Source organism: Streptomyces sp. NPDC006393 (assembly GCF_040628575.1).
In the GTDB taxonomy this organism is placed as follows: Bacteria; Actinomycetota; Actinomycetes; order Streptomycetales; family Streptomycetaceae; genus Streptomyces.
Genome location: NZ_JBEXZD010000004.1, coordinates 140,558 through 164,766 on the forward strand (window position 1 = coordinate 140,558; position 24,209 = coordinate 164,766).

Below are 24,209 nucleotides of genomic sequence, written 5' to 3' on the forward strand. Positions count from 1 at the left end.
CACCATGAGCGGAATTCTCGAGGGCAAGCGCGTCCTGATCACCGGTGTGCTCACGGAGGCCTCCATCGCCTTCCACGCCGCGAAGCTGGCCCAGGAGCAGGGCGCCGAGGTCATCCTCACCGCGTTCCCGCGGCCCACGCTGACCGAGCGCATCGCCAAGAAGCTCCCCAAGCCCACCAAGGTCGTCGAGCTGGACGTCACCAACGACGAGCACCTGGCGCGCCTGGCCGACGTCGTCGGCGAGGAGCTGGGCGGGCTCGACGGTGTCGTGCACTCCATCGGCTTCGCGCCGCAGGACGCGCTCGGCGGCAACTTCCTCAACACGCCGTTCGAGTCGGTCGCCACCGCCATGCACGTCTCGGCCTTCTCCCTGAAGTCGCTGACCATGGCCTGCCTGCCGCTGATGCAGAACGGCGGCTCGGTCGTCGGCCTCACCTTCGACGCGCAGTTCGCCTGGCCGCAGTACGACTGGATGGGCCCGGCCAAGGCCGCCCTGGAGGCGACCAACCGCTACATGGCCCGCGACCTGGGCAAGCAGAACATCCGCTGCAACCTCGTCTCGGCGGGCCCGCTCGGCTCCATGGCCGCCAAGTCCATCCCGGGCTTCAGCGAGCTGGCCTCCGTCTGGGACACCCGCTCCCCGCTGGAGTGGGACCTGAAGGACCCCGAGCCGGCCGGCCGCGGCATCGTCGCCCTGCTGAGCGACTGGTTCCCGAAGACCACCGGCGAGATCGTCCACGTGGACGGCGGCCTGCACGCCATCGGCGCCTGACACGCACCTGCTCAAGGGCCCGCTTCCCTCAAGGGAGCGGGCCCTTCGCGTCACCCGACCGGCTCATCCGGCCGGGCGGGGCGGACCGGTCGTCGCGCACCCTGGGACTGCGCTCACCTCGCGTTCTCCCTCCCCAGCACGGCCGAGGAGGTCCCCTGTGCGTCCGTTCCGCAGCGTGGCCTCGGCGACCCTGGCCGCGGGGCTGGGACTCGTCCTGCTCCTGCCGTACGACGCGTCGGCCTACGGCGTGTCGCTGTACGGCGCCTGGCACCACGCGCGCGTGCGGGCCGGTGAACCCATGGCGCCCGCATCACCGGCGGCCGGACCGGCGGCGGCCGAACCGTTCGGCGCGACCTGCCGCAGCACCGTCTCCGGGTCCGAGGTGACCGCCTACTGCCACAACCCGTACCCCGAGACCGACCGCGTCGCCCTGCACATCGAGTGCGCCCGGTGGTGGGACGTGGACGGCGACGGCGCCGCGGTGGACGCGGGACCCGCGCAGACCGTCCGGATGACCGGCCGCTGCTGGAAGGAGATCCGCTCGGTGTGGATCACTCACCGGCGGGCGGACTGAACCCGAGCCGGGTCGCGCGGCACAGGAACGGGTAGCTGGCCGCCTCGGCGGCGGCCGCCTCCGCGTCGCCCGCGCGGATGGCGTCGACCAGCCGTGTGTGGTCCATGTACGTGTCCGGGGTCAGCCCCGCGCCGACGTCCGCGCGCAGCCAGTCCCGCAGCACCTCGCCCAGGTCCGCGTACATCGCGGTCATCACGTCGTTGTGGGAGGCGGCCACCACGGCCAGGTGGAAGGTCGCGTCCGCGGTCACGAACGCCTCCGCGTCGCCGGAGGCCCAGGCCTCCTCCCGCCGCACGAGCAGCGCGTCCAGCTGCTTGAGGTCCTTCTCGCCGCGCCGCTCGGCCGCCAGCTTCGCCGCCGCAGACTCCAGCGTGGAGCGCAGCTCGGCGATGTGCCGCGGGTCGGCGCCGGCGAACCGGCGGTGCATCACGCCGGCCAGCTCGCTGGTCGCCACGACGTACGTGCCGGAGCCCTGGCGGATGTCCAGCAGGCCGTTGTGCGCCAGGGCGCGGACCGCCTCGCGCACGGTGTTGCGGGCGACACCGAGCTGGTCCACCAGCTCCGGCTCCGTCGGGATGCGGGAGCCGACCGGCCACTCGCCCGAGGTGATCTGGTGCCGCAGCGCCGCGATGACCTGCTCGGACAGCGCCGACCGGCGGGGATGGCTCAGGGGCATGGCACACCTTCGCACGCGGGACCCGGAAGCCGACTCCCGGGCCGTGGACAGTCAATCATCCCATCATTCTATGATGGGCCTCATGGCACGCGAGGAAACCACCCGGACGACGACGCCCACGACCGAGCCCCGGACCCCGGCCGCGACCGCCGCTTCCCGGGTACCCGGGACACCGCCGGAGCCCCGGAAGGCGTCCACGCGCGCGTGGACCACGCGCCTGGTCATGGTCGGCATCGTGCTGGCCGCCGTGAACCTGCGTCCCGCCATCACCAGCCTCGGCGCGCTCCTGGAGGAGGTCCGCGACGGGCTCGGGATGAGCGGCAGCGTGGCCGGTCTCCTCACCTCCGTGCCCCCGCTCTGCTTCGCCGTCTTCGGCGTCATGGCCCCCCGGCTGGCCCGTCGCTTCGGCCCCGCCGCGGTGGTGTGCGCCGGCATGGCCGCCATCACGGCCGGGCTGCTCATACGCCCCTACGCCGGGAACACGGCGGGCTTCCTCGTCGCCAGCGCGCTCGCGCTCATGGGCATCGCCGTGAGCAATGTCCTGATGCCGGTCATCGTCAAGCGCTGGTTCCCCGACCGGGTCGGATCCATGACCGGCCTGTACTCCATGGCCCTCGCCCTGGGCACCTCGACCGCCGCCGCGGTGACCGTGCCGCTGACCGGCGCCCTCGGCGGCGGCTGGCAGCCGGGCCTCGCCGTGTGGGCGGCGCTCGCGGCCGTGGCCGTGGTGCCGTGGCTGCCGCTGGTTCGCGACCGGGGCAGCGCGCCGGCCGACCGGGCACCGGCCGAACAGCGGTCCGCACGGCGCGAGACCGCGCGCGCGGAACAGGCCCCGCAGGCCCCCGCGCCGCGGATCACCCGCAGCCGCACCGCGTGGGCGCTGGCCGCCTTCTTCGGCCTCCAGGCCACCGCCGCCTACATCACCATGGGCTGGATGGCCCAGATCTTCCGGGACGCGGGTGTGTCCGCCGGCACCGCCGGACTGCTGCTCGCGGTCACCATGGTGATGGGTGTGCCGCTGGCCTTCGTCATCCCCCGCCTGGCCACCCGGCTGCCCCACCAGGGCCCCATCGTGGTCGTGCTCGGCGTCTGCGGACTGGCCGGATACGCCGGCCTCTACCTCGCGCCGGCCTCCGGCGCCTGGGCCTGGGCGCTGCTGCTCGGCGTGTCCAACTGCGCCTTCCCGCTCGCGCTCACCATGGTCGGCATGCGCGCCCGGACCGGTCCGGGCGTCGCCCAGCTGTCGGCGTTCGCCCAGAGCACCGGCTACCTGATCTCCATCCCGGGACCGCTGCTGGTCGGCGTGCTGTACCAGAGCAGCGGCGGCTGGGGGCTGCCCATCGCGCTGATGACCGGCCTGATGATCCCGCAGATGGTGGCGGGCTGGCTGGCGGGGCGCGACCGCACGGTGGAGGACGAGGCGACGCGCTGAACCGCCCCCGGCGCACCCGCGGCGGGGTCCGGGTGCGAGACTGGGGCCATGCAGCCTGTGCTCGACCCGAATCCGCAGAACAGCCAGAAGAAGATGCTGCTCGTCTTCGGCGCGTTCTTCGCCATCTTCGTGATCATCGGCATCATCGCCACGATCGCGTCCCCCTGACCCCCGCGAGGATCGCGTCCCCCTGACCCCGGGGTGGGGGTAACCCCCGATCCCCTAGGGGGTGAGGGTCAGGGTCAAGTGGGTGGATCACCGGATGGGCCGGGGCCCGCCGGTTCCGTAATTTCGAGGTGTGACCGCGAGCGGCGGTCCCAGGAGCACTCGAAGACCCACGGAGGCGATCATGGCGGCCCGAACGCACTCCCGGCCCCACCCGGCGACCACGGGCGGCGTCGACATGCGGTTGCCGTGGTGGGCCCTGGCCCTGCCCGCCCTCGCCTTCGTCACCCTGCTCGCCCTGATACTCAACCCGTCGGGCGGCCACGCGACCGCGGGCGACCCCGCCATCACGCAGCTGCTCCAGCACGCCCGGGAGCTGCTCTCCCACTGAGGCCGTCCGCCCGGCCCCGGCACCCCCGGCGCGAGCCGCGCCACCCGCGAAGCCGCATGTCAACTCCCTGCGCCCCATGGCCTGTTTCGTGCGAAGCTGGGAGCCATGAGCGTCGCAGAACCCCGCAGGATTGTCCTCTTCCGGCATGCGAAAGCCGACTGGCCCCAGGTGTCCGACCACGAACGACCGCTGGCTGAGCGGGGCCGCCAGGACGCGGCTGTGGCCGGCCGCAAGCTGGCCGACTCCGGTGTTCCCTTCGACCTTGCCCTGTGCTCGACCGCGACCCGGACCCGTGAGACCTGGAAGCTCGCCGTCCACGAGCTGCCGCACCGGCCGAAAACCGTCTACGAGGAGCGGATCTACGAGGCCTCGCCCGGCGAGCTGATCACCGTGCTCAACGAAACGCCGGACGACATCCACAACGTCATCCTGATCGGCCACAACCCGGGTGTGCAGGGGCTCACGGAGGTGGTGAGCGGCGCGTCCGAGGAGGAGGCCCGCGAGCGGATGAGCCGCCGCGGCTTCCCGGCCGCCGCCTTCGCCGTCGTCACCTTCGACGGCTCCTGGAAGAGCCTGGAGCCGGGGGTGGCCACGCTGGTCGACTACTGGGCGCCCTCGGAGTAGCCCCGCGCCGTGCAGGCGGGGCCCGGCACCTGTACAGGCGCCGGGCCCCCACGGGCGTCCGGTTCAGCCCTCCTCGTGGGCGTCCGCCGCCTCGACCTCTTCGCGGGTGACACCCAGCAGATACAGCACGGTGTCCAGGAACGGCACGTTCACCGCCGTGTGCGCCGCCTCCCGCACCACCGGCTTGGCGTTGAAGGCCACGCCGAGACCGGCCGCGTTCAGCATGTCCAGGTCGTTCGCGCCGTCACCGATCGCCACCGTCTGCGACAGCGGGACGCCCGCCTCGGCGGCGAAGCGGCGCAGCAGCCGCGCCTTGCCCGCCCGGTCCACGATCTCGCCGGTGACCCGGCCCGTCAGCTTCCCGTCGACTATCTCCAGCGTGTTGGCCTGCGCGAAGTCCAGCCCCAGCCGGTCCTTCAGATCGTCCGTGACCTGGGTGAAGCCGCCGGAGACGACACCGACCTGGTAACCGAGCCGCTTCAGCGTACGGATCAGGGTCCGCGCGCCCGGCGTCAGCCGCACCTCGCTGCGCACCTTGTCCACCACCGAGGCGTCCAGCCCCGCCAGCAGCGCCACCCGGGCGTGCAGCGACTGCTCGAAGTCCAGCTCGCCGCGCATCGCGGCCGCCGTCACCTCGGCGACCTTGTCCTCACAGCCGGCGTGCCCCGCGAACAGCTCGATCACCTCGTCCTGGATGAGGGTCGAGTCCACGTCCATCACGACCAGACGCTGCGCCCGCCGGTGCAGGCCCGCCGAGACGACCGCGACATCGACACCGAGTGCCGCCGCGTCCGTGACCAGGGCGGTGCGCAGCGGCTCCGTCTCCACGCCGGACACCGCGAACTCCACCGCCGTGACCGGGTACTTGGCCAGCCGGAAGATACGGTCGATGTTGCCGCCGGCCTTGGTGATCCGCGCGGCGATCTGCGCGGTCGCCTCCGCGGTGAGGGGGTGGCCGAGCACGGTGACCAGGGAGCGCCCGAGGCCGCGCGGCCGGTTGTCGCCGCGGCCGGAGATGATCTCCGCCTGCATCTTCATCGACTCGGCCCAGCTGTGCACGGTGGCCCGCAGATCGCCCTCCAGCCCGGCGGGCGGCTGGGTGACGAGCGCGCACAGCACCATCCGGCCACGGGTGACGACCTGCTCGATGTCGACCACATCGACGGAGTAGGCGGCGAGGGTGTCGAAGAGGCCGGCCGTGATGCCCGGCCTGTCCTTCCCGAAGATCTTGACGAGAAGGGTGAGGTCATCGGAACTCTGCGAAGCGCTCATGGTGATTCCACCGTATCCGGCACCCAGTGCCTGCCGCCCCTCAGGTCCGCCTGGCGGACAGGGGACACGCCCGCACGGCGGGGTCACTCGGGGGGCGGTTTCCTCGGGGTCCTCGGTGGCCTCGGTGGGGCGGGCGGAGGTGGCGCGTCCGGCGGGTCGTCATCGGGTTGGGGCGCCACCGGCGGCGGAGGCGGTGGGGGAGGCGGCCACGTCCCGGAGCGCGGCCGGGGGCGCCGCCCCCTCGGACGCGGCGGCGGTGCGACGGGACCCACCATCGTGGGCGCCCCGGCCACGTCCTCGGGCGTGGGCGTCGCCCGCCTTGCCGCGGAACCGTCCTTCCGACCGCGCGCCTCCTCCGCCGGCCGGGAGCTCTCCGTCCGGGAGCCGTCCGTCGTCCGGGAGCCGTCCGTCGGTCGGGAGCTCTGCGTCCGGGAGCCGTCCGCCGGTCGGGAGCCCTCCGTCGGTCGGGAGCCCTCCGCCGTCCGGGAGATCTGCGACGGCTGGGTGTCCTCCGGCCGAGGGTTGTTCTCTGGCGGCCCGGCGTTCTGCCTCGGCCTGGTGTCGTCCGGCGGTCGGGTGTCCTGCCTCGGTCGGGTCTGCGTCGGTCGGGTGTCCTGCGTCGGCCGGGTGTCGTCCCGTGTTCGGGTTTCCTCGGACGGTCGAGCGTCTTCCGGTGGTCGGGCGTCCTCCGGTGGTCGGGCGTCCTCCGGTGGTCGGGCGGCCGTCGGTGGCCGGGTGGGGACGGGTGGCCGGGCGCCTTCCGGTGGACCGGCACCGACCTCTGGTGACCGGGGTCCGGTCTCGGGCGGGCGCTGCTTCTCCCTTCCCCGTAGCCCACCGGGCAGCCGGAGGTACGGGTTGGTGGCCGGGTTCGGCGGCCGGAACGGCGTACCGGGGGAGTAGGGGCCGGCCTGCCCCGCCGGCCGCCGCAGGTCGTCATCGGCGCCGGAGGACGGGGCATCGGCCCGTACGCCGGACCGGCCCCCGGGCCGGGCGGGCCCTCCTACGTCGCCCCCGGTACCGGCCGCCGGACGAGGGCCGCGACCCGGAGTCGGTCCCTCACTCCCTGGTCCCGTATCCCCTGGCCCCGCACCACCTGGCCCCGCACCACCTGGCCCCGCATCACCTGTGTGAACCCCTACGCCCCCGTCGCCCCCGCCCCCTTCCATGACACCCAGTGCCAGCGGCGCCGCACGCCGTCCCGCCGCCCCGGTCGCGGTGGCCAGCAGGGCCCCGACTGCCCCCGCCCCGGCGCCCCACACCGCGCCCAGCAGCAGGGCCGTGCCCAGGTGCCCGTGCAGTTCGATCCCCGCACCGAACGCGTCGACGCCGAGCACGGACAGCGAGGCGTCCACGGACACGTCCGTCAGCCAGGCGAGCAACGGCAGCGCCACAGCGGTGACGAGCGCCAGCCGCAGCGCACACCGCGCCACGAAACCGGGGGCCCCCGGTCCCCGTACCGCCCCGGCGACGCCACCGGCGGGCGCCACCGGTGTGCGCACCGCGGTCAGCACCCCGGCCAGCAGCATCATCAGCGCCGCCGCCACTCCCAGCAGCCACACCCGCCCGTCCAGGTCGGCCAGGCGCGCCAGCGTGACCGGCCGGTCGGAGTCCGCGTCCAGCAACCGGTCCAGCGGGTCCGGCAGCAGTGCGGCGAGCACGCCCGTGGCCCTGCCGTCCCACGGGACGAGGAGCCCGACCGGAACACCGAGCCAGACCCCGTTGGGCGCGCCGAGCAGCGCGGCCCCCGCGATGCGCCGGGGGTGGGGGTCGCCCACCGCCGCGTATCCGGCGGCGGCCAGGCCCGCCACCACCGCCGTCAGCAGCACGGTGACGAGCGCGGACACGGCCGGCCGCACCACCCGGTGCGCGGCGGCCCAGCCGCGCGGCAGAGGAGTGCGGCGCGAGGCGAGCAGCGCGATCAGCAGGATCCCGGCCGACCAGCCGAGCCCGCCGAGCAGCGTGGGCGCCGTGTCGACACGGAAGCCGACGGCCGCCTTGGCGTCGATGAGCCTGCCGATGTTGTCGGGCAGGAGCCCGCCGATGTCGCCCAGGTCGCCGAGCCCCGGAATGCTCGGACCGCCCGATCCTCCGCCGCCGCTCCCGCCGCCGCTCCCCCCGCCCGGCAGCCGGTCCAGACCCAGCGAGGCGCCGTCGATCGTGACCACGTCGTGCCCGGCCCACGCCAGCCCGCCCAGCATCGCCACGAACAGTGCCACCACCGCCCCCGCGCGGGCGAGCAGTTCGGCCGGGGCGATGACAACTCCGGCCGTGCGCAAGGACCGTAGGAAGAACCACGACAGCAGCAGCGCCCCGGCCAGACTCACGCCCAGTGGCGTGATCTGGATGGCGGTGTGTGCCGCGGCCCCCTTCAGACCGAACACGGACACGTCCCCGGACGGTGTGACCGCACCACCGGCCCCAAGTGCCACCACCGCGGCGGTCATCGGGCCGAGCGAACCGGCCGAGTCCGCCCCGAGCAGGTGCAGTCCGAGCGCGGCGGTGGCCGCCATGCCCGTCAACGCCCAGCTCACACAGGCGATCGCGGACAGCAGCACATCGAGCCACGGCAGAGGCGCGGCCGGCCCGGCGGCCCCGGCTTTCGCGGCAGCCCTCGTGGCAGCACTCATGGCAGACCCCCCGATCCACGGCACGGCGTGGCCGCCGTACATGTCCCCCTCGCGTGGAATACCACTCTCCGGCCGGGTTTCAACCCCGTCAACGCCGTCGGCCGAAGCGTGCGTTACCCACTCATGACAAGGCCCGGGTTTCGGTCACGGGCCGGAGCCTGAAATAGTTCCCCACGATGTTCGACATCCCTAGACTCCCTGTGACGGGGGTAACTCGGGGGACAACTCAGTGGGGCATGGAGTGCCGGAACTCGTACTGGAAACCAATGGACGGACCTGGACGCTCGACCCGTCCAGGCCTTACACCCTGGGACGCGATCCGCAGGGTGACATCGCCTTCGACGACGCCAGGGTCTCCTGGCGGCACGCGACGGTCAGCTTCAACGGCCGCAGTTGGGTCATCGAGGACCACGGCAGCACCAACGGCACGTTCGTGCAGGGGCAGCGGATCCACCAGGTGGAGATCGGCCCCGGCTCGGCCGTCCACCTCGGCAACGCCACCGACGGACCGCGGCTGAACCTCTCGGCCGCCGCTTCCGCCGTCGCCACGCCGCAGGCCCAGCCCCAGCAGCAGCCGTACGCCGCGCAGGGCGCGAACCCCGGCTGGGGCCAGCCGGGCCAGCAGCCGCCCGCCGCCCAGCAGGCCGCGCAGCAGCAGGCACCGCAGGCCGGCTGGCAGCAGCCGCAGCAGGCGCCGTCGATCCCGCAGCAGCAGGGCCCCGGTGGTGGCGCGGGGGCGCCGCCGGTCTACGGCGACCGCAGCCCCACCACGTTCCACCAGTTCTCCCTCGGCCGGGTGATGCGCATCGGCCGTGCCCTGGAGAACGACCTGGTCGTCTCCGACCTCCAGGTCTCCCGCCACCACGCGGAGTTCCACGCCACGCCCGACGGCCGCTTCGAGATCCGCGACCTCGGCTCGCACAACGGCACGTACGTCAACGGCCAGCCGATCGCCAAGGGCGGCTCGGCGCTGCTCGGGCCGAACGACATCGTCGGCGTCGGCCACTCCACGTTCCGCCTGGTCGGCGACCGGCTCGAGGAGTTCGTCGACACCGGTGAGGTCTCCTTCTCCGCCCGCCATCTGACCGTCACGGTCGACGGCGGCAAGCAGATCCTCAAGGACGTCTCCTTCGGCGTCCCCGAGAAGTCTCTGATCGCGGTCATCGGCCCGTCCGGCTCCGGCAAGTCCACCCTGCTCAAGGCGCTCACCGGCTACCGCCCCGCCGACCAGGGCGAGGTCCTCTACGACAACCGGAACCTCTACAAGCAGTTCGCCGAGCTGCGCCAGCGCATCGGCCTGGTCCCGCAGGACGACATCCTGCACAAGGAGCTGACGGTCAAGAAGGCCCTGAAGTACGCGGCCAAGCTGCGCTTCCCGGCCGACACCACGGCCGCCGAGCGCGACGCCCGCATCGACGAGGTGCTGCGCGAGCTGAAGCTCGACATCCACAAGGACAAGAAGGTCACCTCCCTCTCCGGTGGCCAGCGCAAGCGCGTCTCGGTGGCCCTGGAACTGCTCACCAAGCCGTCCCTGATCTTCCTGGACGAGCCGACCTCCGGCCTCGACCCGGGCATGGACCGCGACGTCATGCAGCTGCTGCGCGGCCTGGCCGACGACGGCCGTACGGTCCTCGTCGTCACCCACTCCGTGGCGGAGCTGGCGCTGTGCGACAAGCTGCTCGTGATGGCACCGGGCGGCTCCGTCGCCTACTTCGGCCCGCCCGAGGAGGCGCTGAACTTCTTCGGCTACGACACCTGGGCCGACGTCTTCTCCGCCTTCGAGAACTACCGCGACTACGACTGGGCGGGCCGCTGGAAGGGCTCGCAGCACTACCAGATGTACGCCGCGGACATCGACGCCGTCGCCCCGCAGTCCGTACCCATGCCTCCGCCGCAGGCCATGAAGCCGCCCAAGCCGCAGGGCTGGGGCTCGCAGCTGCTGACCCTGATCCGCCGGTACGTCGCGGTGATCGCCTCGGACAAGGGCTTCCTGGCGCTGACGGTGATCCTGCCGGCGGTGCTCGGCGCGGTCAGCCTGCTCATCGACCACAACAAGGGTCTGCTGGTGAACCCGGTGAACCCGAGGACCCACGTGCCCATCCCGAACGGCACGGCCACCACGGTGCTGCTGATCCTCGCGGTCGGCGCGTGCTTCGCGGGCGCCGCGAACTCCGTGCGCGAGCTGATCAAGGAACGGGTCATCTACGAGCGGGAGCGCGCCACCGGCCTGTCCCGCTCGGCGTATCTGATGTCCAAGGTCGTCGTGCTGGGCGCGGTCACCGTGCTCCAGGGCCTGATGGTCGGCCTGATCGGTTTCTCCAGCCGCGAGATCCCCGATCAGGGGGTCGTGCTGGGCGGCTCGACGCTGTTGGAGCTGTGCGTGCCGATCATGGCGCTCGGCTTCACCTCGATGATGTTCGGCCTGGTCATCTCCTCGCTGGTGAAGACCGCCGAGAAGACGATGCCGCTGCTGGTGATGTTCGCGATCATCCAGGTGGTGTTCACCGGCTGTCTGTTCACGCTGCACGGCACCGTCGGCGTCAACGAGTTCTCGTACCTGATGCCCTCGCGCTGGGCGGTGGCCGCGGCCGGCGCCACGCTCGACTTCAACAACATCGCCCCGAACACCGACGACCCGACCAGCACCGACCCGCTGTGGAACCACGAGGCCTCGGCCTGGGGCATCGACATGGTCGCGCTGATCGTCCTGGGCGTCGTCTGCGGCTTCCTGGTGGCGCGCTTCCTGCGCCGTCACGAGCCGGAGGTCATGCGCAAGTAGGACCGTCCACGGCGGCGAAGTCCGTCCACGACGGCGCATGCCCGTCCACGACGGCGAAGGGCGGCACCCCACACCGGGGTGCCGCCCTTCCGCGTCGTCGTCAGAGGCCCGCGCCGACCTCCGAGGTCAGTACGCGCTGTTGACGTTGTCCATCGAACCGTAGCGGTGCGCCGCGTAGTTGCAGGCGGCGGTGATGTTCGCGACCGGGTCGTAGATGTTCCACGACGTGCCCGGGACGTGGTACGCGCGGAAGGTCGGGTCGATCACCTGGAGCAGGCCCTTGGAGGGGATGCCGTTGCGGGCGTTGATGTCCCAGAGGTTGATGGCCTTCGGGTTGCCCGAGGACTCCCGCATGATGTTGCGGTGCAGGCCGCTGTAGGAGCCGGGGATGTCGTGCCGCTCCATGATCGCCAGCGACTGCCGGATCCAGCCGTCCAGGTTGTTGCCGTAGGTGGTGGCGGCGGCGACCGTCTGCATCTGCGGGCGCTGCGCGGACCGGCTCGCGGCCTTGGCCTGGCGGGCGGCCTCGGCCTTGCGCTTGGCGGCGGCCTCGGCCTTCTGCTTCGCGGCCTGCTGCTTGGCGGCGGCCTGCTTCTTGGCCTCGATGGCCTGGATCTTCACGCTGTCGCCGGCGAGCTGGTCGGTGACAGCCGCCTTGACGTCCTTGACGGGCTGCGAGCCCACCTGGACCGGAGCGGCGACGGTGTCGGCCGAGACGGTCGTGACACCCTCGCCGGCGGAGACGGCGACGGGCACGGCGATGGCGGCGGCGGTGAGGGTGGCGGCACCGGCGACGGCGGCCTTCTGGACCTTCGTCAGCGTACGACCGCGGCGGACGAGCTCGTCGGCCTTGGTCCGGGTCAGCGTACGACCCTGATGGAGAAACTCGTTGGCCTTCGTCAGAGCGCGACTATGGCGGAGAGAGCGGAAGTTTGCGGACATGGCGAATGGACCTCTTCGAGTAGCGCGGAGGTCGCTCTCCGGACTGCGGGAGGGGGTCCTTCCCGCGCAAACGCCGCGAGCGGAACCCGCGGCGCTGAGCGACGAGAGCCATTCTTAGCGATCGCAAAATCGCAGGGCAAAGGTGTGACGTACGAAGCCGGGTAGTGGATCGGGAACAGACAAAACGGGACAGACAGGGGCGTCTGTCCCGTTCGTCGGGGGTTGTTCTGTCTCCTATGCCCGCTCGTACGTGATGTGGGTCCTATGCGCGGCCTCACATCGCGGAGGCGGATTACTTACCAGGAGTTGCCGTCGCAACTCTCTGGGTGAGCGTTCTCGGCCGGGAGTCGGCCGGGAGGAGGAGATGTACGTCGCCGAACTCGTGCCACAGGTAGCGCCCCCGCAGGGCCTCCTCGTAGCTCCGGTCGATCGCCGCCCGCCCGGCGACCGCCTCCAGCATCAGCAGATGCGAGGCCTCCGGCTCGTGCAGCCCGGTCAGCAGCCCGTCCACCACCCGCACCCCGCGCTCGGGCGTCACCACCAGATCCGTCCATCCCCCCGCCGCCCGGACCACCCCGTCCGGCCCGGCCGCGCTCTCCACGGCCCGCACCGCCGTCGTCCCCACCGCGATCACCCGGCCCCCTCCCTCCCGTGCCGCGCCGATCAGCCGCGCCGACGCCTCCGGCACCGAGAACCGCTCCGGATACGGCGGCTCGTGCGCCTCCGCCGAGGCCACCCCCGTGTGCAGCGTGACCGGAGCGAACTGCACCCCACGGCTCACCAGCTCCGCCACCAGCCGCGCGGTGAAGGGCCGCGCCGCGCTCGGCATCTCCGCGCTGCCCGCCCCGTCGGCGGACGGCACGGCGAACACCGTCTGGTACACGGACAGCGGCTGGTCCCGCTCCGTGTAGGAGTAACGAATCGGCCGACCGTGCGCCCGCAGCATCCCGAGGACCTCCGCCCCCGACGCCCGCGCCCACCACAGCCGGTCCGCGTGCGCGCTCAGCGGCTCCTCCAGCACCAGCCGCACGCCCGCCGACAGCACCACCTCCGTACCCACAGAAGAACCCGCACGCGCGCGCGTGGTGCCCCTCCCGTCGGGATCCCGCAGCTCGACCGCCCACCGCCCGTCGTCCCCGCGGGTGGAGAAGTGCACCACCACGCGCGCGTGCCCGACCCGCCCGTCCACCGCCGCGGCCAGCGTGGGCGAGGTGTTCACCACGAGCAGGTCACCGGCCCGCAGCAGCCCCGGCAGCTCCCGGAAGGAGTGGTGCGACACCTCCGTCCCCCGCGACACCAGCAGCCGTACGTCGTCCCGGTCCAGTCCGGGACCGCGCTGCTCCGCAGGCAGCCGCGCCGACAGCTCCTCCGGTATCCGTACGGCGAGGGTCACCGCGCCTCCAGAAGAGAGGGCGCCGCATAGCGACCGCTGGCCGGGCGCTCGTCCAGCAGCCGCAGGAAGGCGGGCACCACGCTCTCCGGCGCCGGGCGCGGACCGTCGTCGTCCGGTACGGCCGCCGCATACAGGTCGGTGGCCATGTCCCCCGGGTCCACCGCCCACACCCGCAGCCCCGGCTCCTCCTCGCCGAGCACCGCCGTGAGGTGGTCGAGAGCCGCCTTCGACGCCCCGTAGCCGCCCCATGTCTCATAGGCCTCGGCCGCCGCGTCCGAGCTCACCGCGACCACCGCGCCCGCCCCGGACGCCCGCAGCAGCGGCAGCGCCTCCTGGACCAGGCCCAGCGCGGCCACCACGTTCACCTCCAGCGCCCGCCGCAGCCCCTCCGCGGGGAGCGCCTCCAGCCGTACCAGCGGCTCCGCGCCCAGCGCGCTCGCGTTGTTCACCAGCAGATCCAGGCCGCCCAGCCGCCGCGCGGCAGCCACCAGCTCCGCCCGGTGACCCAAGTCCGTGACGTCACCGGACAGCGCCGTCACACGCGTGCCGTACGTCGTGAGCCGATCCGCCGTCTCCTTCAGGACCGCCGCCGTTCTGGCGTCGAGCACCAGATCCCAGCCGCGCGCGGCCAGCGCCTCGGCCAGCGCCCGCCCCAGCCCCTTCGAGGCTCCCGTGATGATCGCTACCGGCATGACCCGTCCCCTCGTCTCACCCGCCTCTTGATCGGCGGTGACCTCAACGTAGGAACCCGGCCGCCCGCCCCGCCTCGGACGCGGGCCCCAATCAGCCGGGGCCCTTCGCCCTACACCGCGCGCCCCGGACCAGGGACCTGGGCCCACCGGGCGACCGACCTAGTCCACCGGCCCTAGGCCCACCGGCGCAGACCGCGCCGCCACAGGTCCGATCCGCACTGTCGTACCCCGCCGGTACCGTGAGGGCATGAGTCAAGGTCCCCGGTCCGGCCTCGCCGCGGTCAGCTCCGCGCTGCTGGCCATGAGCAGGCACCTGGAGGTGCGCGACGTCCTGAAGACGATCGTCGCCTCGGCGCGCGAGCTGCTCGGCGCGCAGTACGCGGCCCTCGGCGTCCCGGACGACCACGGCGGCTTCGCCCAGTTCGTGGTGGACGGGGTCAGCGACGAGCAGTGGCGCGCCATCGGCCCGCTCCCGCGCCAGCACGGCATCCTCGCGGCCATGCTCCACGAGGCCAGGGCGGAGCGCCTGGCCGACGTGCGCAAGGACCCGCGCTTCGAGGGCTGGCCGGCCGCCCACCCCGAGCTGTCCGACTTCCTGGGCCTGCCCATCCGCGACGGCGACGAGGTCATCGGGGCCCTGTTCCTCGCCAACAAGCGCTGCCCCAAACCGGAGGGCGGCTGCGGCTTCACCGAGGAGGACGAGGAGCTGCTCTCGATCCTCGCCCAGCACGCCGCGATCGCCCTCACCAACGCCCGTCTCTACGAGCGCAGCCGCGAGCTGACCATTGCCGAGGAGCGCTCCCGCCTCGCCCACGAGCTGCACGACGCCGTCAGCCAGAAGCTGTTCTCCCTGCGCCTGACCGCACAGGCCGCCGCCGCCCTCGTCGACCGGGACCCGGCGCGCGCCAAGGGCGAACTCCAGCAGGTCGCCGTGCTCGCCGCCGAGGCCGCCGACGAACTGCGCGCCGCCGTCGTGGAGCTGCGCCCCGCGGCCCTCGACGAGGACGGCCTGGTCGCCACCCTGCGCACCCAGGTCCAGGTCCTCGACCGCGCCCACAGCGCGCACGTCACCTTCACCGCCCGCTGCTTCCGCGCCCTGCCGGCCGCCCAGGAGGAGGCCATGCTCCGCGTCGCCCAGGAGGCCCTGCACAACGCGCTGCGGCACTCAGGCGCCGAGCACGTCGACGTCACCCTGGAGCGCCGGGGACGCGGGGCCGTCCTGCGGGTCACCGACGACGGCAAGGGCTTCGACCCCCGCACGGTCCGGCGCGCGGGCCGCCACCTGGGCCTGGTCTCCATGCGGGACCGGTCGAACGGGGCCGGTGCCACGCTGACGGTGGATTCGGCGCCCGGCAAGGGCACCACGATCGAGATGGAGGCCCCCGGTGGCTGACGCAATCAAGGTGCTGGTCGTCGACGACCACCAGGTGGTCCGCCGGGGCCTGCGCACCTTCCTCGAGGTACAGGAGGACATCGAGGTCGTCGGAGAGGCCGCGGACGGCGCGGAGGGCGTAGCCCGCGCCGAGGAGCTGCGGCCCGACGTCGTCCTCATGGACGTCAAGATGCCCGTCCTGGACGGCGTCGAGGCACTGCGCCGGCTCCGGGAACTCGGCAACCAGGCGCGCGTGCTGATCGTCACCAGCTTCACCGAGCAGCGCACCGTCGTCCCGGCGCTGCGCGCGGGCGCCGCCGGATACGTCTACAAGGACGTGGATCCCGACGCGCTCGCCGGTGCCATCCGCTCCGTGCACGCGGGACACATCCTCCTCCAGCCGGAGGTCGCGGGCGCCCTGTTGTCCGAGGAGGAGAACAACGCGGGGCAGGGCAGGGGGAGTTCGCTCACCGAGCGGGAGCGGGAGGTCCTCGGCCTGATAGCGGACGGCCGTTCCAACCGCGAGATAGCACGCGCCCTGGTCCTGTCCGAGAAGACGGTGAAGACCCACGTGTCGAACATCCTGATGAAGCTCGACCTGGCCGACCGCACCCAGGCCGCGCTGTGGGCCGTACGCCATGGCGTGACCGGCTGATCCGCCGCCCCCGGTTGCCTCCCGTGGCAATTCGGAGGGTTCCGCTCCGGACTGAGATTCATACCGTCGTGGGAATGTCCCCCGGACGGCGCAACCTCCGCCCGCTCCGGCCGTTCTCCAGTGCGTGCTGCGGCGACTGCCGTGGCGAACACCAGAAGGGCTGAGAAGTGAAGAACCTGAAGAAGGCAGCGGCTGTGACGATGGTGGCCGGCGGGATCGTGGCCGCCGGTGCCGGAATGGCCTCCGCCCACGACGGCGCCTCGGCCGCCGGCGTCGCCAAGGGCTCCCCGGGCGTCGTCTCGGGCAACGTCATCCAGGCCCCGATCCACATCCCGGTCAACGCCGTCGGCAACAGCGTCAACGTCATCGGCGTCCTCAACCCGGCCTTCGGCAACCTCGGCCTGAACCACTGACCAAGGCCCGCCCCCACTGCCCACGGCCTCCCGGACACCCGGGAGGCCGATCGGCTTTCGAGGGTCGGGAAGCCGTTGAGCCGCGGGGGCCTGCACCGCCGGCCGGCAAGAACCAGCCCGTCCGGCGATCGAGGACGAGGCCGTCAAGGCCGACAAGGGGGGTCTGGGGGCACAGCCCCCAGGGCGCGCACACCGACGCACGGTACGCATCGCCCCACGCTCACCGCACCCTCTTCTCCCGCTCCTCCACAACGGAGTTGTACGCGGCCACCTGCGCCCGCCGAGCCGTCCGCTCCACCGGCCGCAGGGCAGCACCCCGCGCCGCCATCTCGGACGCGCTCACCGCACCCCCGTGCCCGTTGTCGTACGCCAGCGAGATCAGCAGCCCCACCCGCCGGGCCAGCTCCAGCACCCGCACCGCCCGCGGCGGATACCCCGGCGCCAAGACCTCCTGCCCCCGCTCCGCCCGCGCCCGGTACGCGTCGATCGCCGCCTCGGCAACCGGCCCCGACGCGGCGACGTCCAGCCGCGACAGCACCTCGGTCGCCTCCCGCAGCGCCTCCGCCAGCTCCCGCTCCGCCTCGCCCAGCGACGGCACGTCGGCCGGCGGCGCCTCCCGCACCGGCAGCACATGCCACACCACCTCGACGTGCACATCCCCCTCGGGCCCCGCCTCGCAGACCTCGGGCACCAGCCCGAACGCGGCCCCATGGCAGACCACCGCCTCCTCGGCGTCCATCGCCCGCGCGTTGAACTCCGGCGGCCCGCTCAGCCCCAGCGGATGCCCCGGCGCGGGCAGCGCCACCCGCAGCGCGCCCACCCCGAGCGTCCGCAGGCGGCCCAGCGCCAGCGTCAGCCCCACGGGCCCGGACTCGCCGGGCAGCCCCTCCACCCGGTGGACGGCGTCCTCACCCACGATGGCGAGCACGGCGTCGTCCGGAGAGACAAGTCCGGCAAGAAGGGCATTTCCCCAAGCGGCAAGGCGTCCAGAGCGCGGTTCCGAAAGCATGCCTCCACCCTAAGGACCGGACCGATGGAACGGCCCGCCCATCTCGTGGCGTAGATTCGTTGGGGGCTGCGCCCACCGGCGCGGCGGACCGAGCCACAGGCGTACGCGACAGCCGAGACCGGCGGCACACTGCAAGGGGAGACAACGCGCTCATGAGCGATGTTCTGGAGCTTCAGAACGTATCCGTGGTCCGCGAGGGCCGGGCTCTGGTGGACCAGGTCTCCTGGTCGGTCAAGGAGGGCGAGCGCTGGGTCATCCTCGGCCCCAACGGCGCCGGCAAGACCACCCTCCTCAACGTCGCCTCCAGCTACCTCTACCCCAGCAAGGGCACCGCCACCATCCTCGGCGAGACCCTCGGCAGGCCCGGCACCGACGTCTTCGAGCTGCGCCCCCGCATCGGAGTGGCCGGCATCGCCCTGGCCGAGAAGCTCCCCAAGCGCCAGACCGTCCTGCAGACCGTGCTCACCGCCGCCTACGGCATGACCGCCGGCTGGCACGAGGACTACGAGGACATCGACGAGCAGCGCGCCCGCGCCTTCCTCGACCGCCTCGGCATGACCGACTACCTCGACCGCCGCTTCGGCACCCTCTCCGAGGGCGAGCGCAAGCGCACCCTGATCGCCCGCGCCCTGATGACCGACCCCGAGCTGCTGCTCCTGGACGAGCCCGCCGCCGGCCTCGACCTCGGCGGCCGCGAGGACCTGGTCCGCCGCCTCGGCCGGCTCGCCCGCGACCCCATCGCACCCTCGATGATCATGGTCACCCACCATGTCGAGGAGATCGCCCCCGGCTTCACCCACGTCCTGATGATCCGCCAGGGCAAGGTCCTCGCCGCCGGTCCCCTGGAGCTCGAACTCACCTCCCGCAACCTCTCCCGCTGCTTCGGCCTCCCGCTCGTCGTGGAGCAGGTCGGCGACCGCTGGACCGCCCAGGGCCTCCCGCTGTCCTGAGCCATTCGCCGCCCCGGGCCGCCCCCTTCGCGCCCTGTCCGCCGTAGGACCCGCGGCCCTACCATGACCATGTGAACGACATCGACGCATGGGTGTGGTGGCTCGTCGGCGCCGCGGCGCTCGGAATCCCGCTCGTGGTGACCGCGATGCCGGAGTTCGGCATGCTCGCGGTCGGCGCCGTCGCCGCCGCGGTCGTCTCCGGGTTCGGCTTCGACGTCGTCGTCCAGGTGATCGCCTTCCTCGTCGTCTCGGTCGCCCTCATCGCCGTCGTCCGGCCCGTCGCGGCCCGGCACAGCAGACAGCGCCCCCAACTCGCCACGGGCATCGACGCGCTGAAGGGCAAGCAGGCCGTCGTGCTCGAACGCGTCGACGGCTCCGGCGGCCGGATCAAACTCGCCGGAGAGATCTGGTCGGCGCGCGCGCTCGACACCGGCCGCACCTACGACGTGGGCGCGGAGGTCGACGTCGTCGACATCGAGGGGGCCACCGCCATCGTCATCTGACCCGCACCGGAGGAGCTGGAGCGAAGGGCCGGGACCGGGACACCGGACCGGTCGCACCGGCACCGACCGACCTGGACCGAACGCCCCCCACGGCATGCGACGGTCTGTCAGACTCGACCAGCAAGATCTTCAACAGCCCACAGGATCTTCCGAGAGCGCCGAGGCGGAGAAGGGTACGGGAAGCAACGATGGCACCGGTCATCATCGTCCTGATCGTTCTGGTGGTGTTGGTCTTCATCGCCCTGATCAAGACGATCCAAGTCATCCCGCAGGCCAGCGCCGCCATCGTGGAGCGCTTCGGCCGTTACACGCGGACGCTCAACGCGGGCCTCAACATCGTCGTCCCGTTCATCGACACCATCCGCAACCGCATCGACCTGCGCGAACAGGTCGTCCCGTTCCCGCCGCAGCCGGTGATCACCCAGGACAACCTGGTCGTCAACATCGACACCGTCATCTACTACCAGGTGACCGACGCCCGGGCCGCCACCTACGAGGTCGCCAGCTACATCCAGGCCATCGAGCAGCTCACCGTCACCACCCTGCGCAACATCATCGGCGGCATGGACCTGGAACGCACCCTCACCTCCCGCGAGGAGATCAACGCGGCCCTGCGCGGCGTCCTCGACGAGGCCACCGGCAAGTGGGGCATCCGCGTCAACCGCGTCGAACTCAAGGCGATCGAGCCTCCCACCTCCATCCAGGACTCGATGGAGAAGCAGATGCGCGCCGACCGTGACAAGCGCGCCGCCATCCTCCAGGCAGAAGGTGTCCGGCAGTCCGAGATCCTGCGCGCCGAGGGCGAGAAGCAGTCCCAGATCCTGCGCGCCGAGGGCGAGGCCAAGGCGGCGGCCCTGCGCGCCGAGGGTGAGGCACAGGCCGTCCGCACGGTGTTCGAAGCCATCCACGCCGGCGACCCGGACCAGAAGCTCCTGTCCTACCAGTACCTCCAGATGCTCCCGAAGATCGCCGAGGGCGACGCCAACAAGCTCTGGATCGTCCCCAGTGAGATCGGAGACGCCCTCAAGGGCCTGTCCGGCGCCATGGGCAACCTGGGTGCCATGGGCGGCGGTTCGGGCTCCGGAGGCACCTCCAACGGCGGCGGTACGGGCGCGGAACGCCGGGAGAAGCCGCAGATCGACTGAGCGGCCGAGCCATCACGGCAGCGGGGCCCGCCTTCACACGGAAGACGGGCCCCGCTGCCGTACCGACTACGCCGCCGACTGCGCGAGCCACTCCGGCAGCGCCGCGAGATCGTCAGCCCCGAGCGCCAGGAGCATCGCGTCCGCCGGTGTCGGCTCGAACGGCTCCCGCAGCAACGGCATCCCCGCCTGCTCCGGAGTCCGGTCCGCCTTGCGGTGGTTGTCCTCCGCGCACGAGGCCACCGTGTTCAGCCAGGTGTCCTGCCCGCCCTGCGACCGCGGCACCACGTGGTCCACGGTCGTCGCCCGCCGCCCGCAGTACGCGCACCGGTGCCGGTCGCGCACCAGCACACCCCGCCTCGACCACGGCGCTTGTCTTCGGAACGGCACCCGCACGTATCTGCACAACCGGATCACCCGGGGCGCGGGTATGTCCACCGCGGCTCCCCGCATACGCAGTTCGGGATGGGCCTGCTCGACGACGGCCTTGTCCTGGAGCACCAGAACGACGGCTCGGTTCAGCGTCACCGTCGACAGCGGCTCGAAGCTCGCGTTCAGCACCAGCGTGTCTCGCATCCGGCCCACCTCCCGTGCGCACCTGCCCACCCCCCGGCGGGCTCGGATCAACTCTGGACGGGCGCGCCGCGATGGACAACGCAATAAAAATGCCCGCCTCCGATCACTTCCAAGACCGGAGGCGGGCAAACGTTCGGTGAACGCCGTTTTGCGCGGCGGACACGTCGGGGCGGTACGTCAGCCCTCGGCGGGGTTCTCGTACTCACCGATCAGCTGGGCGCGCGCCAGGGTGTGGAACCGCAGGTTGAAGCCCACCACCGCGGGGGAGGCGTCGGCGTCCGGACCGAGCTTCTCCTGGTCGACGGCGTACACCGTGAAGACGTACCGGTGCGGCCCGTCCCCGGGCGGCGGCGCGGCACCCCCGAAGTCCTTCGTCCCGTAGTCGTTGCGCGCGTGCACGGCGCCCGCGGGCAGCCCCTCGAACTTGCCGCCGCCCGCACCCGCCGGCAGCTCCGTCACCGAGGCCGGGATGTCGAACAGCACCCAGTGCCAGAACCCGCTGCCCGTCGGCGCGTCCGGGTCGTAGCAGGTCACGGCGAAGCTCTTGGTCTCCGCCGGGAACCCCTCCCAGCGCAGCTGCGGCGAGGTGTTCCCGGCCGCGTGGACCTGAGCGTCCTTGAGCGTCGCGCCCTCCTGGACGTCGTCGCTCGTGACCGTGAAGGACGGCACGGGCGGATGGAAGTCGTGGGGGAGCGGCCGCCTCTTGAGCTCGGTCACCTCGGCACCTCCTGATCGATTACGGGCTGATCCGTTACGCGTGATCCCTGATCGACGGAATCACCGGTCCCGAGCCTAGAACCAGCTGCGCTTGCTGCCGACCTCGGCGATCCACTGGTGCAGATACGCCGCCCAGTCGGTCCCCTGGTAGTCGTGCTGGCCCACCTGGAACGACCGGTAGGTGTCGCTGCCCTCGCTGAACAGGCCCGGCTTCTTGTCCATCTCCAGCACCACGTCCATCGCGTGCTCGTCCGCGACGAAGCTCAGCTCGACCTGGTTCAGCCCCCGGTACTGCGACGGCGGGTAGAACTCGATCTCCTGGTAGAACGGCAGCCGCTGCCGCGTCCCGCGGATGTGCCCGCGCTCCATGTCCGCGTCCTTGAAGCGGAAGCCCAGCTGGATGAACGCGTCCAGGATCGCCTTCTGCGCCGGCAGTGGGTGCACGTTGATCGGGTCCAGGTCACCGGAGTCCACGGCACGCGCGATCGACAGCTCCGTGGTCACCCCGATGTGCATGCCCCGCAGCGACTGCCCGTCGATCATCGTGACCGGCGTCTCCCAGGGGACCTCCAGGCCGAACGGCACCGCGTGCACCGCGCCCGCCTGGAGCTCGAAGGCACCACCGAGCCGGACCTTGGTGAACTCGATGTCCTGCTTGTACTCCTGGTCGCCGCTCTCGACCTCGACCTTCGCCTGGAGCCCGACCGACAGCCCCTCGATCTCCTGGTTCACGGACCCGCCCTGGATCCGCACCTCACCCTGGACGACCCCGCCCGGCACGACGTTGACCTCGTGCAGGACCGTCTCCACCGACGCTCCACCGGCACCGAGGCTCGCGAGCAGCTTCTTGAACGCCATTGACTCTCCCTTTACGTGTGGATCCCTGATCCCTACATACGCGATCCGGCCGTCACCGGTTCCCCGCCCACGGCCTTGCAACAGACCTCACAGATCGACGACCCCTGGGACACCACCCGGCTGGACTACCCTCGTAGGCCATGATCGCGCCCTCGGACCGTACGCCCCTGCCCAGAGAGTTCTTCGACCGCCCCGTAGTGGAAGTCGCCCCCGACCTCCTGGGACGCCTCCTGGTGCGTACGACCCCGGACGGCCCGATCGCCCTGCGCCTGACGGAGGTCGAGGCCTACGACGGCCCGAACGACCCCGGCTCCCACGCCTACCGCGGCCGCACCCCCCGCAACGAGGTGATGTTCGGTCCCCCCGGCCATGTGTACGTCTACTTCACCTACGGCATGTGGCACTGCATGAACCTGGTCTGCGGACCTGAGGGCCGGGCGAGCGGGGTGCTGCTGCGCGCCGGCGAGATCGTCGAGGGCGCCGAGCTGGCCCGCACCCGCCGAATCTCGGCCCGCAACGACAAGGAACTGGCCAAAGGTCCGGCCCGTCTGGCCACCGCCCTGGACGTCGACCGGTCCCTCGACGGCACCGACGCCTGCGCCGCCGGCGACACCCCGATACGGATCCTGACCGGCGCCCCGGTCCCCTCCGACCAGGTACGCAACGGTCCGCGCACGGGCGTCGCGGGCGAGGGCGGAAACGGTGACGTCCACCCCTGGCGCTTCTGGATCGCCGACGACCCGACCGTGAGCCCCTATCGGGCCCACGCGCCGAGGCGCCGCAGAAGTTGACTCGCACCCGGAAGGTGCGTAACGTAGCCCGAGCCGCTGAACCGGGTACGGCATTCGCCTGCAGCCGGAGCGGCCAACCCACTACCTACCGAGCACCCCTCAGCGGGGTCGTTTCTGGTGTGTTCGCATGCCCGAATTCGAACCGGCTGAACCCGATTATGAATCGGCGCGGGAATCGGCTAACGTAGTGAATGTCGAAAGGCGGACGGGCGAAAGCCGGAAAGCCGGAGACAGAAACTCCCGCCGACCGGGAATCGGATCGAAAAGATCTGATAGAGTCGGAAACACCGAAGGGAAGCGCCCGGAGGAAAGCCCGAGAGGGTGAGTACAAAGGAAGCGTCCGTTCCTTGAGAACTCAACAGCGTGCCAAAAGTCAACGCCAGATATGTTGATACCCCGTCCATCGGACAAGTTCTGATGGTCGAGGTTCCTTTGAAATAACACAGCGAGGACGCTGTGAACCGAGGGGATTATTCCTCTCCTTGGTTCCGCTCTCGTGGTGTTCGCCCCGATCACGGGGAAAGCATTCACGGAGAGTTTGATCCTGGCTCAGGACGAACGCTGGCGGCGTGCTTAACACATGCAAGTCGAACGATGAACCACTTCGGTGGGGATTAGTGGCGAACGGGTGAGTAACACGTGGGCAATCTGCCCTGCACTCTGGGACAAGCCCTGGAAACGGGGTCTAATACCGGATACAACCACTGACCGCATGGTCGGGTGGTGGAAAGCTCCGGCGGTGCAGGATGAGCCCGCGGCCTATCAGCTTGTTGGTGAGGTAACGGCTCACCAAGGCGACGACGGGTAGCCGGCCTGAGAGGGCGACCGGCCACACTGGGACTGAGACACGGCCCAGACTCCTACGGGAGGCAGCAGTGGGG

23 protein-coding genes, 1 rRNA gene and 1 pseudogene are annotated in these 24,209 nt (G+C 71.8%); 15 read left to right on the forward strand and 10 right to left on the reverse strand.

Annotated elements, in window-relative coordinates:
- Positions 1-4: 4 nt before the first annotated feature.
- Together fabI and ABZ484_RS03665 are read left to right on the forward strand one after the other, a co-directional pair.
- Positions 5-772, forward strand: coding sequence for an enoyl-ACP reductase FabI (gene fabI, locus ABZ484_RS03660; protein ID WP_358864253.1), 768 nt, complete (start codon positions 5-7; stop codon positions 770-772).
- A gap of 157 nt (positions 773-929) precedes the next feature.
- Entirely contained in the window at positions 930-1,346 is a 417-nt protein-coding gene (locus tag ABZ484_RS03665) for a hypothetical protein (RefSeq protein ID WP_358864254.1), read from the forward strand.
- Here ABZ484_RS03665 and ABZ484_RS03670 read toward each other — a convergent pair.
- On the reverse strand, positions 1,324-2,022 hold the full coding sequence (locus tag ABZ484_RS03670; protein ID WP_358864255.1) for a FadR/GntR family transcriptional regulator: 699 nt from the start codon (positions 2,020-2,022) through the stop codon (positions 1,324-1,326). The two genes, ABZ484_RS03665 and ABZ484_RS03670, sit on opposite strands and share 23 nt — an antisense overlap.
- Positions 2,023-2,092: 70 nt before the next feature.
- Between ABZ484_RS03670 and ABZ484_RS03675 the strand changes: the two genes are divergently transcribed.
- From ABZ484_RS03675 to ABZ484_RS03690, 4 genes are all read left to right on the forward strand, one after another.
- On the forward strand, positions 2,093-3,454 hold the full coding sequence (locus ABZ484_RS03675; protein ID WP_358864256.1) for a CynX/NimT family MFS transporter: 1,362 nt from the start codon (positions 2,093-2,095) through the stop codon (positions 3,452-3,454).
- A 48-nt stretch (positions 3,455-3,502) separates the two neighbouring features.
- Positions 3,503-3,622 (forward strand): SGM_5486 family transporter-associated protein, encoded by a 120-nt coding sequence (locus ABZ484_RS03680; RefSeq protein WP_107473521.1) that lies wholly within the window; start codon positions 3,503-3,505, stop codon positions 3,620-3,622.
- A gap of 181 nt (positions 3,623-3,803) precedes the next feature.
- Positions 3,804-4,010 (forward strand): hypothetical protein, encoded by a 207-nt coding sequence (locus ABZ484_RS03685; RefSeq protein ID WP_358864257.1) that lies wholly within the window; start codon positions 3,804-3,806, stop codon positions 4,008-4,010.
- A gap of 105 nt (positions 4,011-4,115) precedes the next feature.
- On the forward strand, positions 4,116-4,634 hold the full coding sequence (locus tag ABZ484_RS03690) for a histidine phosphatase family protein (RefSeq protein ID WP_358864258.1): 519 nt from the start codon (positions 4,116-4,118) through the stop codon (positions 4,632-4,634).
- Positions 4,635-4,697: 63 nt separating this feature from the next.
- On the opposite strand, the gene serB is transcribed toward ABZ484_RS03690, so the two are convergent.
- Positions 4,698-5,906, reverse strand: a complete 1,209-nt coding sequence (gene serB, locus ABZ484_RS03695; protein WP_358864259.1) for a phosphoserine phosphatase SerB — start codon at positions 5,904-5,906, stop codon at positions 4,698-4,700.
- Between the two features lie 827 nt (positions 5,907-6,733).
- Positions 6,734-8,536 (reverse strand): annotated as a pseudogene (locus tag ABZ484_RS03700) (streptophobe family protein); the annotation flags it as partial.
- Between the two features lie 241 nt (positions 8,537-8,777).
- Here ABZ484_RS03700 and ABZ484_RS03705 point away from each other — a divergent pair.
- Positions 8,778-11,315 (forward strand): FHA domain-containing protein, encoded by a 2,538-nt coding sequence (locus ABZ484_RS03705; RefSeq protein ID WP_358864260.1) that lies wholly within the window; start codon positions 8,778-8,780, stop codon positions 11,313-11,315.
- Positions 11,316-11,441: 126 nt separating this feature from the next.
- Here the strand turns inward: ABZ484_RS03705 and ABZ484_RS03710 are convergent, their stop codons facing one another.
- The 3 genes from ABZ484_RS03710 to ABZ484_RS03720 form a co-directional block, all read right to left on the reverse strand.
- Positions 11,442-12,257: a transglycosylase SLT domain-containing protein gene (locus ABZ484_RS03710; RefSeq protein ID WP_358864261.1), complete on the reverse strand. Its 816-nt coding sequence runs from the start codon at positions 12,255-12,257 to the stop codon at positions 11,442-11,444.
- A 292-nt stretch (positions 12,258-12,549) separates the two neighbouring features.
- Positions 12,550-13,650 (reverse strand): S-adenosylmethionine:tRNA ribosyltransferase-isomerase, encoded by a 1,101-nt coding sequence (locus tag ABZ484_RS03715; RefSeq protein ID WP_358864262.1) that lies wholly within the window; start codon positions 13,648-13,650, stop codon positions 12,550-12,552.
- Positions 13,647-14,342 carry an SDR family NAD(P)-dependent oxidoreductase gene (locus ABZ484_RS03720; RefSeq protein ID WP_358864263.1) on the reverse strand — a complete coding sequence of 232 codons (696 nt, stop codon included), beginning with the start codon at positions 14,340-14,342 and terminating at the stop codon, positions 13,647-13,649. Before ABZ484_RS03720 ends, ABZ484_RS03715 begins: the two co-directional genes overlap by 4 nt.
- 247 nt (positions 14,343-14,589) lie before the next feature.
- Here ABZ484_RS03720 and ABZ484_RS03725 point away from each other — a divergent pair, with 247 nt between their 5' ends.
- From ABZ484_RS03725 to chpE, 3 genes are all read left to right on the forward strand, one after another.
- Positions 14,590-15,735: a GAF domain-containing sensor histidine kinase gene (locus ABZ484_RS03725; RefSeq protein ID WP_358864264.1), complete on the forward strand. Its 1,146-nt coding sequence runs from the start codon at positions 14,590-14,592 to the stop codon at positions 15,733-15,735.
- Positions 15,728-16,369, forward strand: coding sequence for a response regulator transcription factor (locus tag ABZ484_RS03730; RefSeq protein ID WP_358864265.1), 642 nt, complete (start codon positions 15,728-15,730; stop codon positions 16,367-16,369). Before ABZ484_RS03725 ends, ABZ484_RS03730 begins: the two co-directional genes overlap by 8 nt.
- Positions 16,370-16,536: 167 nt before the next feature.
- A complete protein-coding gene (gene chpE, locus ABZ484_RS03735; protein ID WP_030182727.1) occupies positions 16,537-16,782 on the forward strand; it encodes a chaplin ChpE in 246 nt (81 codons plus the stop codon).
- Positions 16,783-17,002: 220 nt separating this feature from the next.
- Here chpE and ABZ484_RS03740 read toward each other — a convergent pair whose 3' ends face one another.
- The gene (locus ABZ484_RS03740; RefSeq protein WP_358864266.1) at positions 17,003-17,791 is read right to left on the reverse strand and encodes a hypothetical protein; all 789 of its coding nucleotides are present in this window, start codon (positions 17,789-17,791) and stop codon (positions 17,003-17,005) included.
- 152 nt (positions 17,792-17,943) lie between these two features.
- Between ABZ484_RS03740 and ABZ484_RS03745 the strand changes: the two genes are divergently transcribed.
- The 3 genes from ABZ484_RS03745 to ABZ484_RS03755 all read left to right on the forward strand — a co-directional run bounded on the left by ABZ484_RS03745 (position 17,944) and on the right by ABZ484_RS03755 (position 20,389).
- Positions 17,944-18,741: an ABC transporter ATP-binding protein gene (locus tag ABZ484_RS03745; protein ID WP_358864267.1), complete on the forward strand. Its 798-nt coding sequence runs from the start codon at positions 17,944-17,946 to the stop codon at positions 18,739-18,741.
- 71 nt (positions 18,742-18,812) lie between these two features.
- Entirely contained in the window at positions 18,813-19,244 is a 432-nt protein-coding gene (locus ABZ484_RS03750; protein WP_358864268.1) for an NfeD family protein, read from the forward strand.
- Positions 19,245-19,432: 188 nt separating this feature from the next.
- Complete coding sequence (locus tag ABZ484_RS03755) at positions 19,433-20,389, forward strand: SPFH domain-containing protein (protein ID WP_358864269.1); 957 nt, start codon at positions 19,433-19,435, stop codon at positions 20,387-20,389.
- Between the two features lie 66 nt (positions 20,390-20,455).
- Here ABZ484_RS03755 and ABZ484_RS03760 read toward each other — a convergent pair whose 3' ends face one another.
- The 3 genes from ABZ484_RS03760 to ABZ484_RS03770 all read right to left on the reverse strand — a co-directional run bounded on the left by ABZ484_RS03760 (position 20,456) and on the right by ABZ484_RS03770 (position 22,537).
- Positions 20,456-20,962, reverse strand: a complete 507-nt coding sequence (locus ABZ484_RS03760) for an HNH endonuclease (RefSeq protein ID WP_030182749.1) — start codon at positions 20,960-20,962, stop codon at positions 20,456-20,458.
- A gap of 177 nt (positions 20,963-21,139) precedes the next feature.
- Complete coding sequence (locus ABZ484_RS03765; RefSeq protein ID WP_358864270.1) at positions 21,140-21,679, reverse strand: YbhB/YbcL family Raf kinase inhibitor-like protein; 540 nt, start codon at positions 21,677-21,679, stop codon at positions 21,140-21,142.
- A 75-nt stretch (positions 21,680-21,754) separates the two neighbouring features.
- Positions 21,755-22,537 (reverse strand): sporulation protein, encoded by a 783-nt coding sequence (locus ABZ484_RS03770; RefSeq protein WP_358864271.1) that lies wholly within the window; start codon positions 22,535-22,537, stop codon positions 21,755-21,757.
- A gap of 140 nt (positions 22,538-22,677) precedes the next feature.
- On the opposite strand from ABZ484_RS03770, the gene ABZ484_RS03775 reads away from it, so the two are divergent.
- Positions 22,678-23,328: a DNA-3-methyladenine glycosylase gene (locus tag ABZ484_RS03775; RefSeq protein WP_358864272.1), complete on the forward strand. Its 651-nt coding sequence runs from the start codon at positions 22,678-22,680 to the stop codon at positions 23,326-23,328.
- A 526-nt stretch (positions 23,329-23,854) separates the two neighbouring features.
- Positions 23,855-24,209: ribosomal RNA gene (locus tag ABZ484_RS03780) — 16S ribosomal RNA — on the forward strand; the annotation flags it as partial.

Coding starts and splice junctions, on each gene's coding strand:
- fabI (WP_358864253.1), top strand. CDS start 5: ATGAGCGGAATTCTCGAGGGCAAGCGCGTCCTGATCACCGGTGTGCTC.
- ABZ484_RS03670 (WP_358864255.1), bottom strand. CDS start 2,022: ATGCCCCTGAGCCATCCCCGCCGGTCGGCGCTGTCCGAGCAGGTCATC.
- ABZ484_RS03675 (WP_358864256.1), top strand. CDS start 2,093: ATGATGGGCCTCATGGCACGCGAGGAAACCACCCGGACGACGACGCCC.
- ABZ484_RS03680 (WP_107473521.1), top strand. CDS start 3,503: ATGCAGCCTGTGCTCGACCCGAATCCGCAGAACAGCCAGAAGAAGATG.
- ABZ484_RS03685 (WP_358864257.1), top strand. CDS start 3,804: ATGGCGGCCCGAACGCACTCCCGGCCCCACCCGGCGACCACGGGCGGC.
- ABZ484_RS03690 (WP_358864258.1), top strand. CDS start 4,116: ATGAGCGTCGCAGAACCCCGCAGGATTGTCCTCTTCCGGCATGCGAAA.
- serB (WP_358864259.1), bottom strand. CDS start 5,906: ATGAGCGCTTCGCAGAGTTCCGATGACCTCACCCTTCTCGTCAAGATC.
- ABZ484_RS03710 (WP_358864261.1), bottom strand. CDS start 12,257: ATGTCCGCAAACTTCCGCTCTCTCCGCCATAGTCGCGCTCTGACGAAG.
- ABZ484_RS03720 (WP_358864263.1), bottom strand. CDS start 14,342: ATGCCGGTAGCGATCATCACGGGAGCCTCGAAGGGGCTGGGGCGGGCG.
- ABZ484_RS03725 (WP_358864264.1), top strand. CDS start 14,590: ATGAGTCAAGGTCCCCGGTCCGGCCTCGCCGCGGTCAGCTCCGCGCTG.
- ABZ484_RS03740 (WP_358864266.1), bottom strand. CDS start 17,791: ATGCTTTCGGAACCGCGCTCTGGACGCCTTGCCGCTTGGGGAAATGCC.
- ABZ484_RS03745 (WP_358864267.1), top strand. CDS start 17,944: ATGAGCGATGTTCTGGAGCTTCAGAACGTATCCGTGGTCCGCGAGGGC.
- ABZ484_RS03755 (WP_358864269.1), top strand. CDS start 19,433: ATGGCACCGGTCATCATCGTCCTGATCGTTCTGGTGGTGTTGGTCTTC.
- ABZ484_RS03760 (WP_030182749.1), bottom strand. CDS start 20,962: ATGCGAGACACGCTGGTGCTGAACGCGAGCTTCGAGCCGCTGTCGACG.
- ABZ484_RS03770 (WP_358864271.1), bottom strand. CDS start 22,537: ATGGCGTTCAAGAAGCTGCTCGCGAGCCTCGGTGCCGGTGGAGCGTCG.
- ABZ484_RS03775 (WP_358864272.1), top strand. CDS start 22,678: ATGATCGCGCCCTCGGACCGTACGCCCCTGCCCAGAGAGTTCTTCGAC.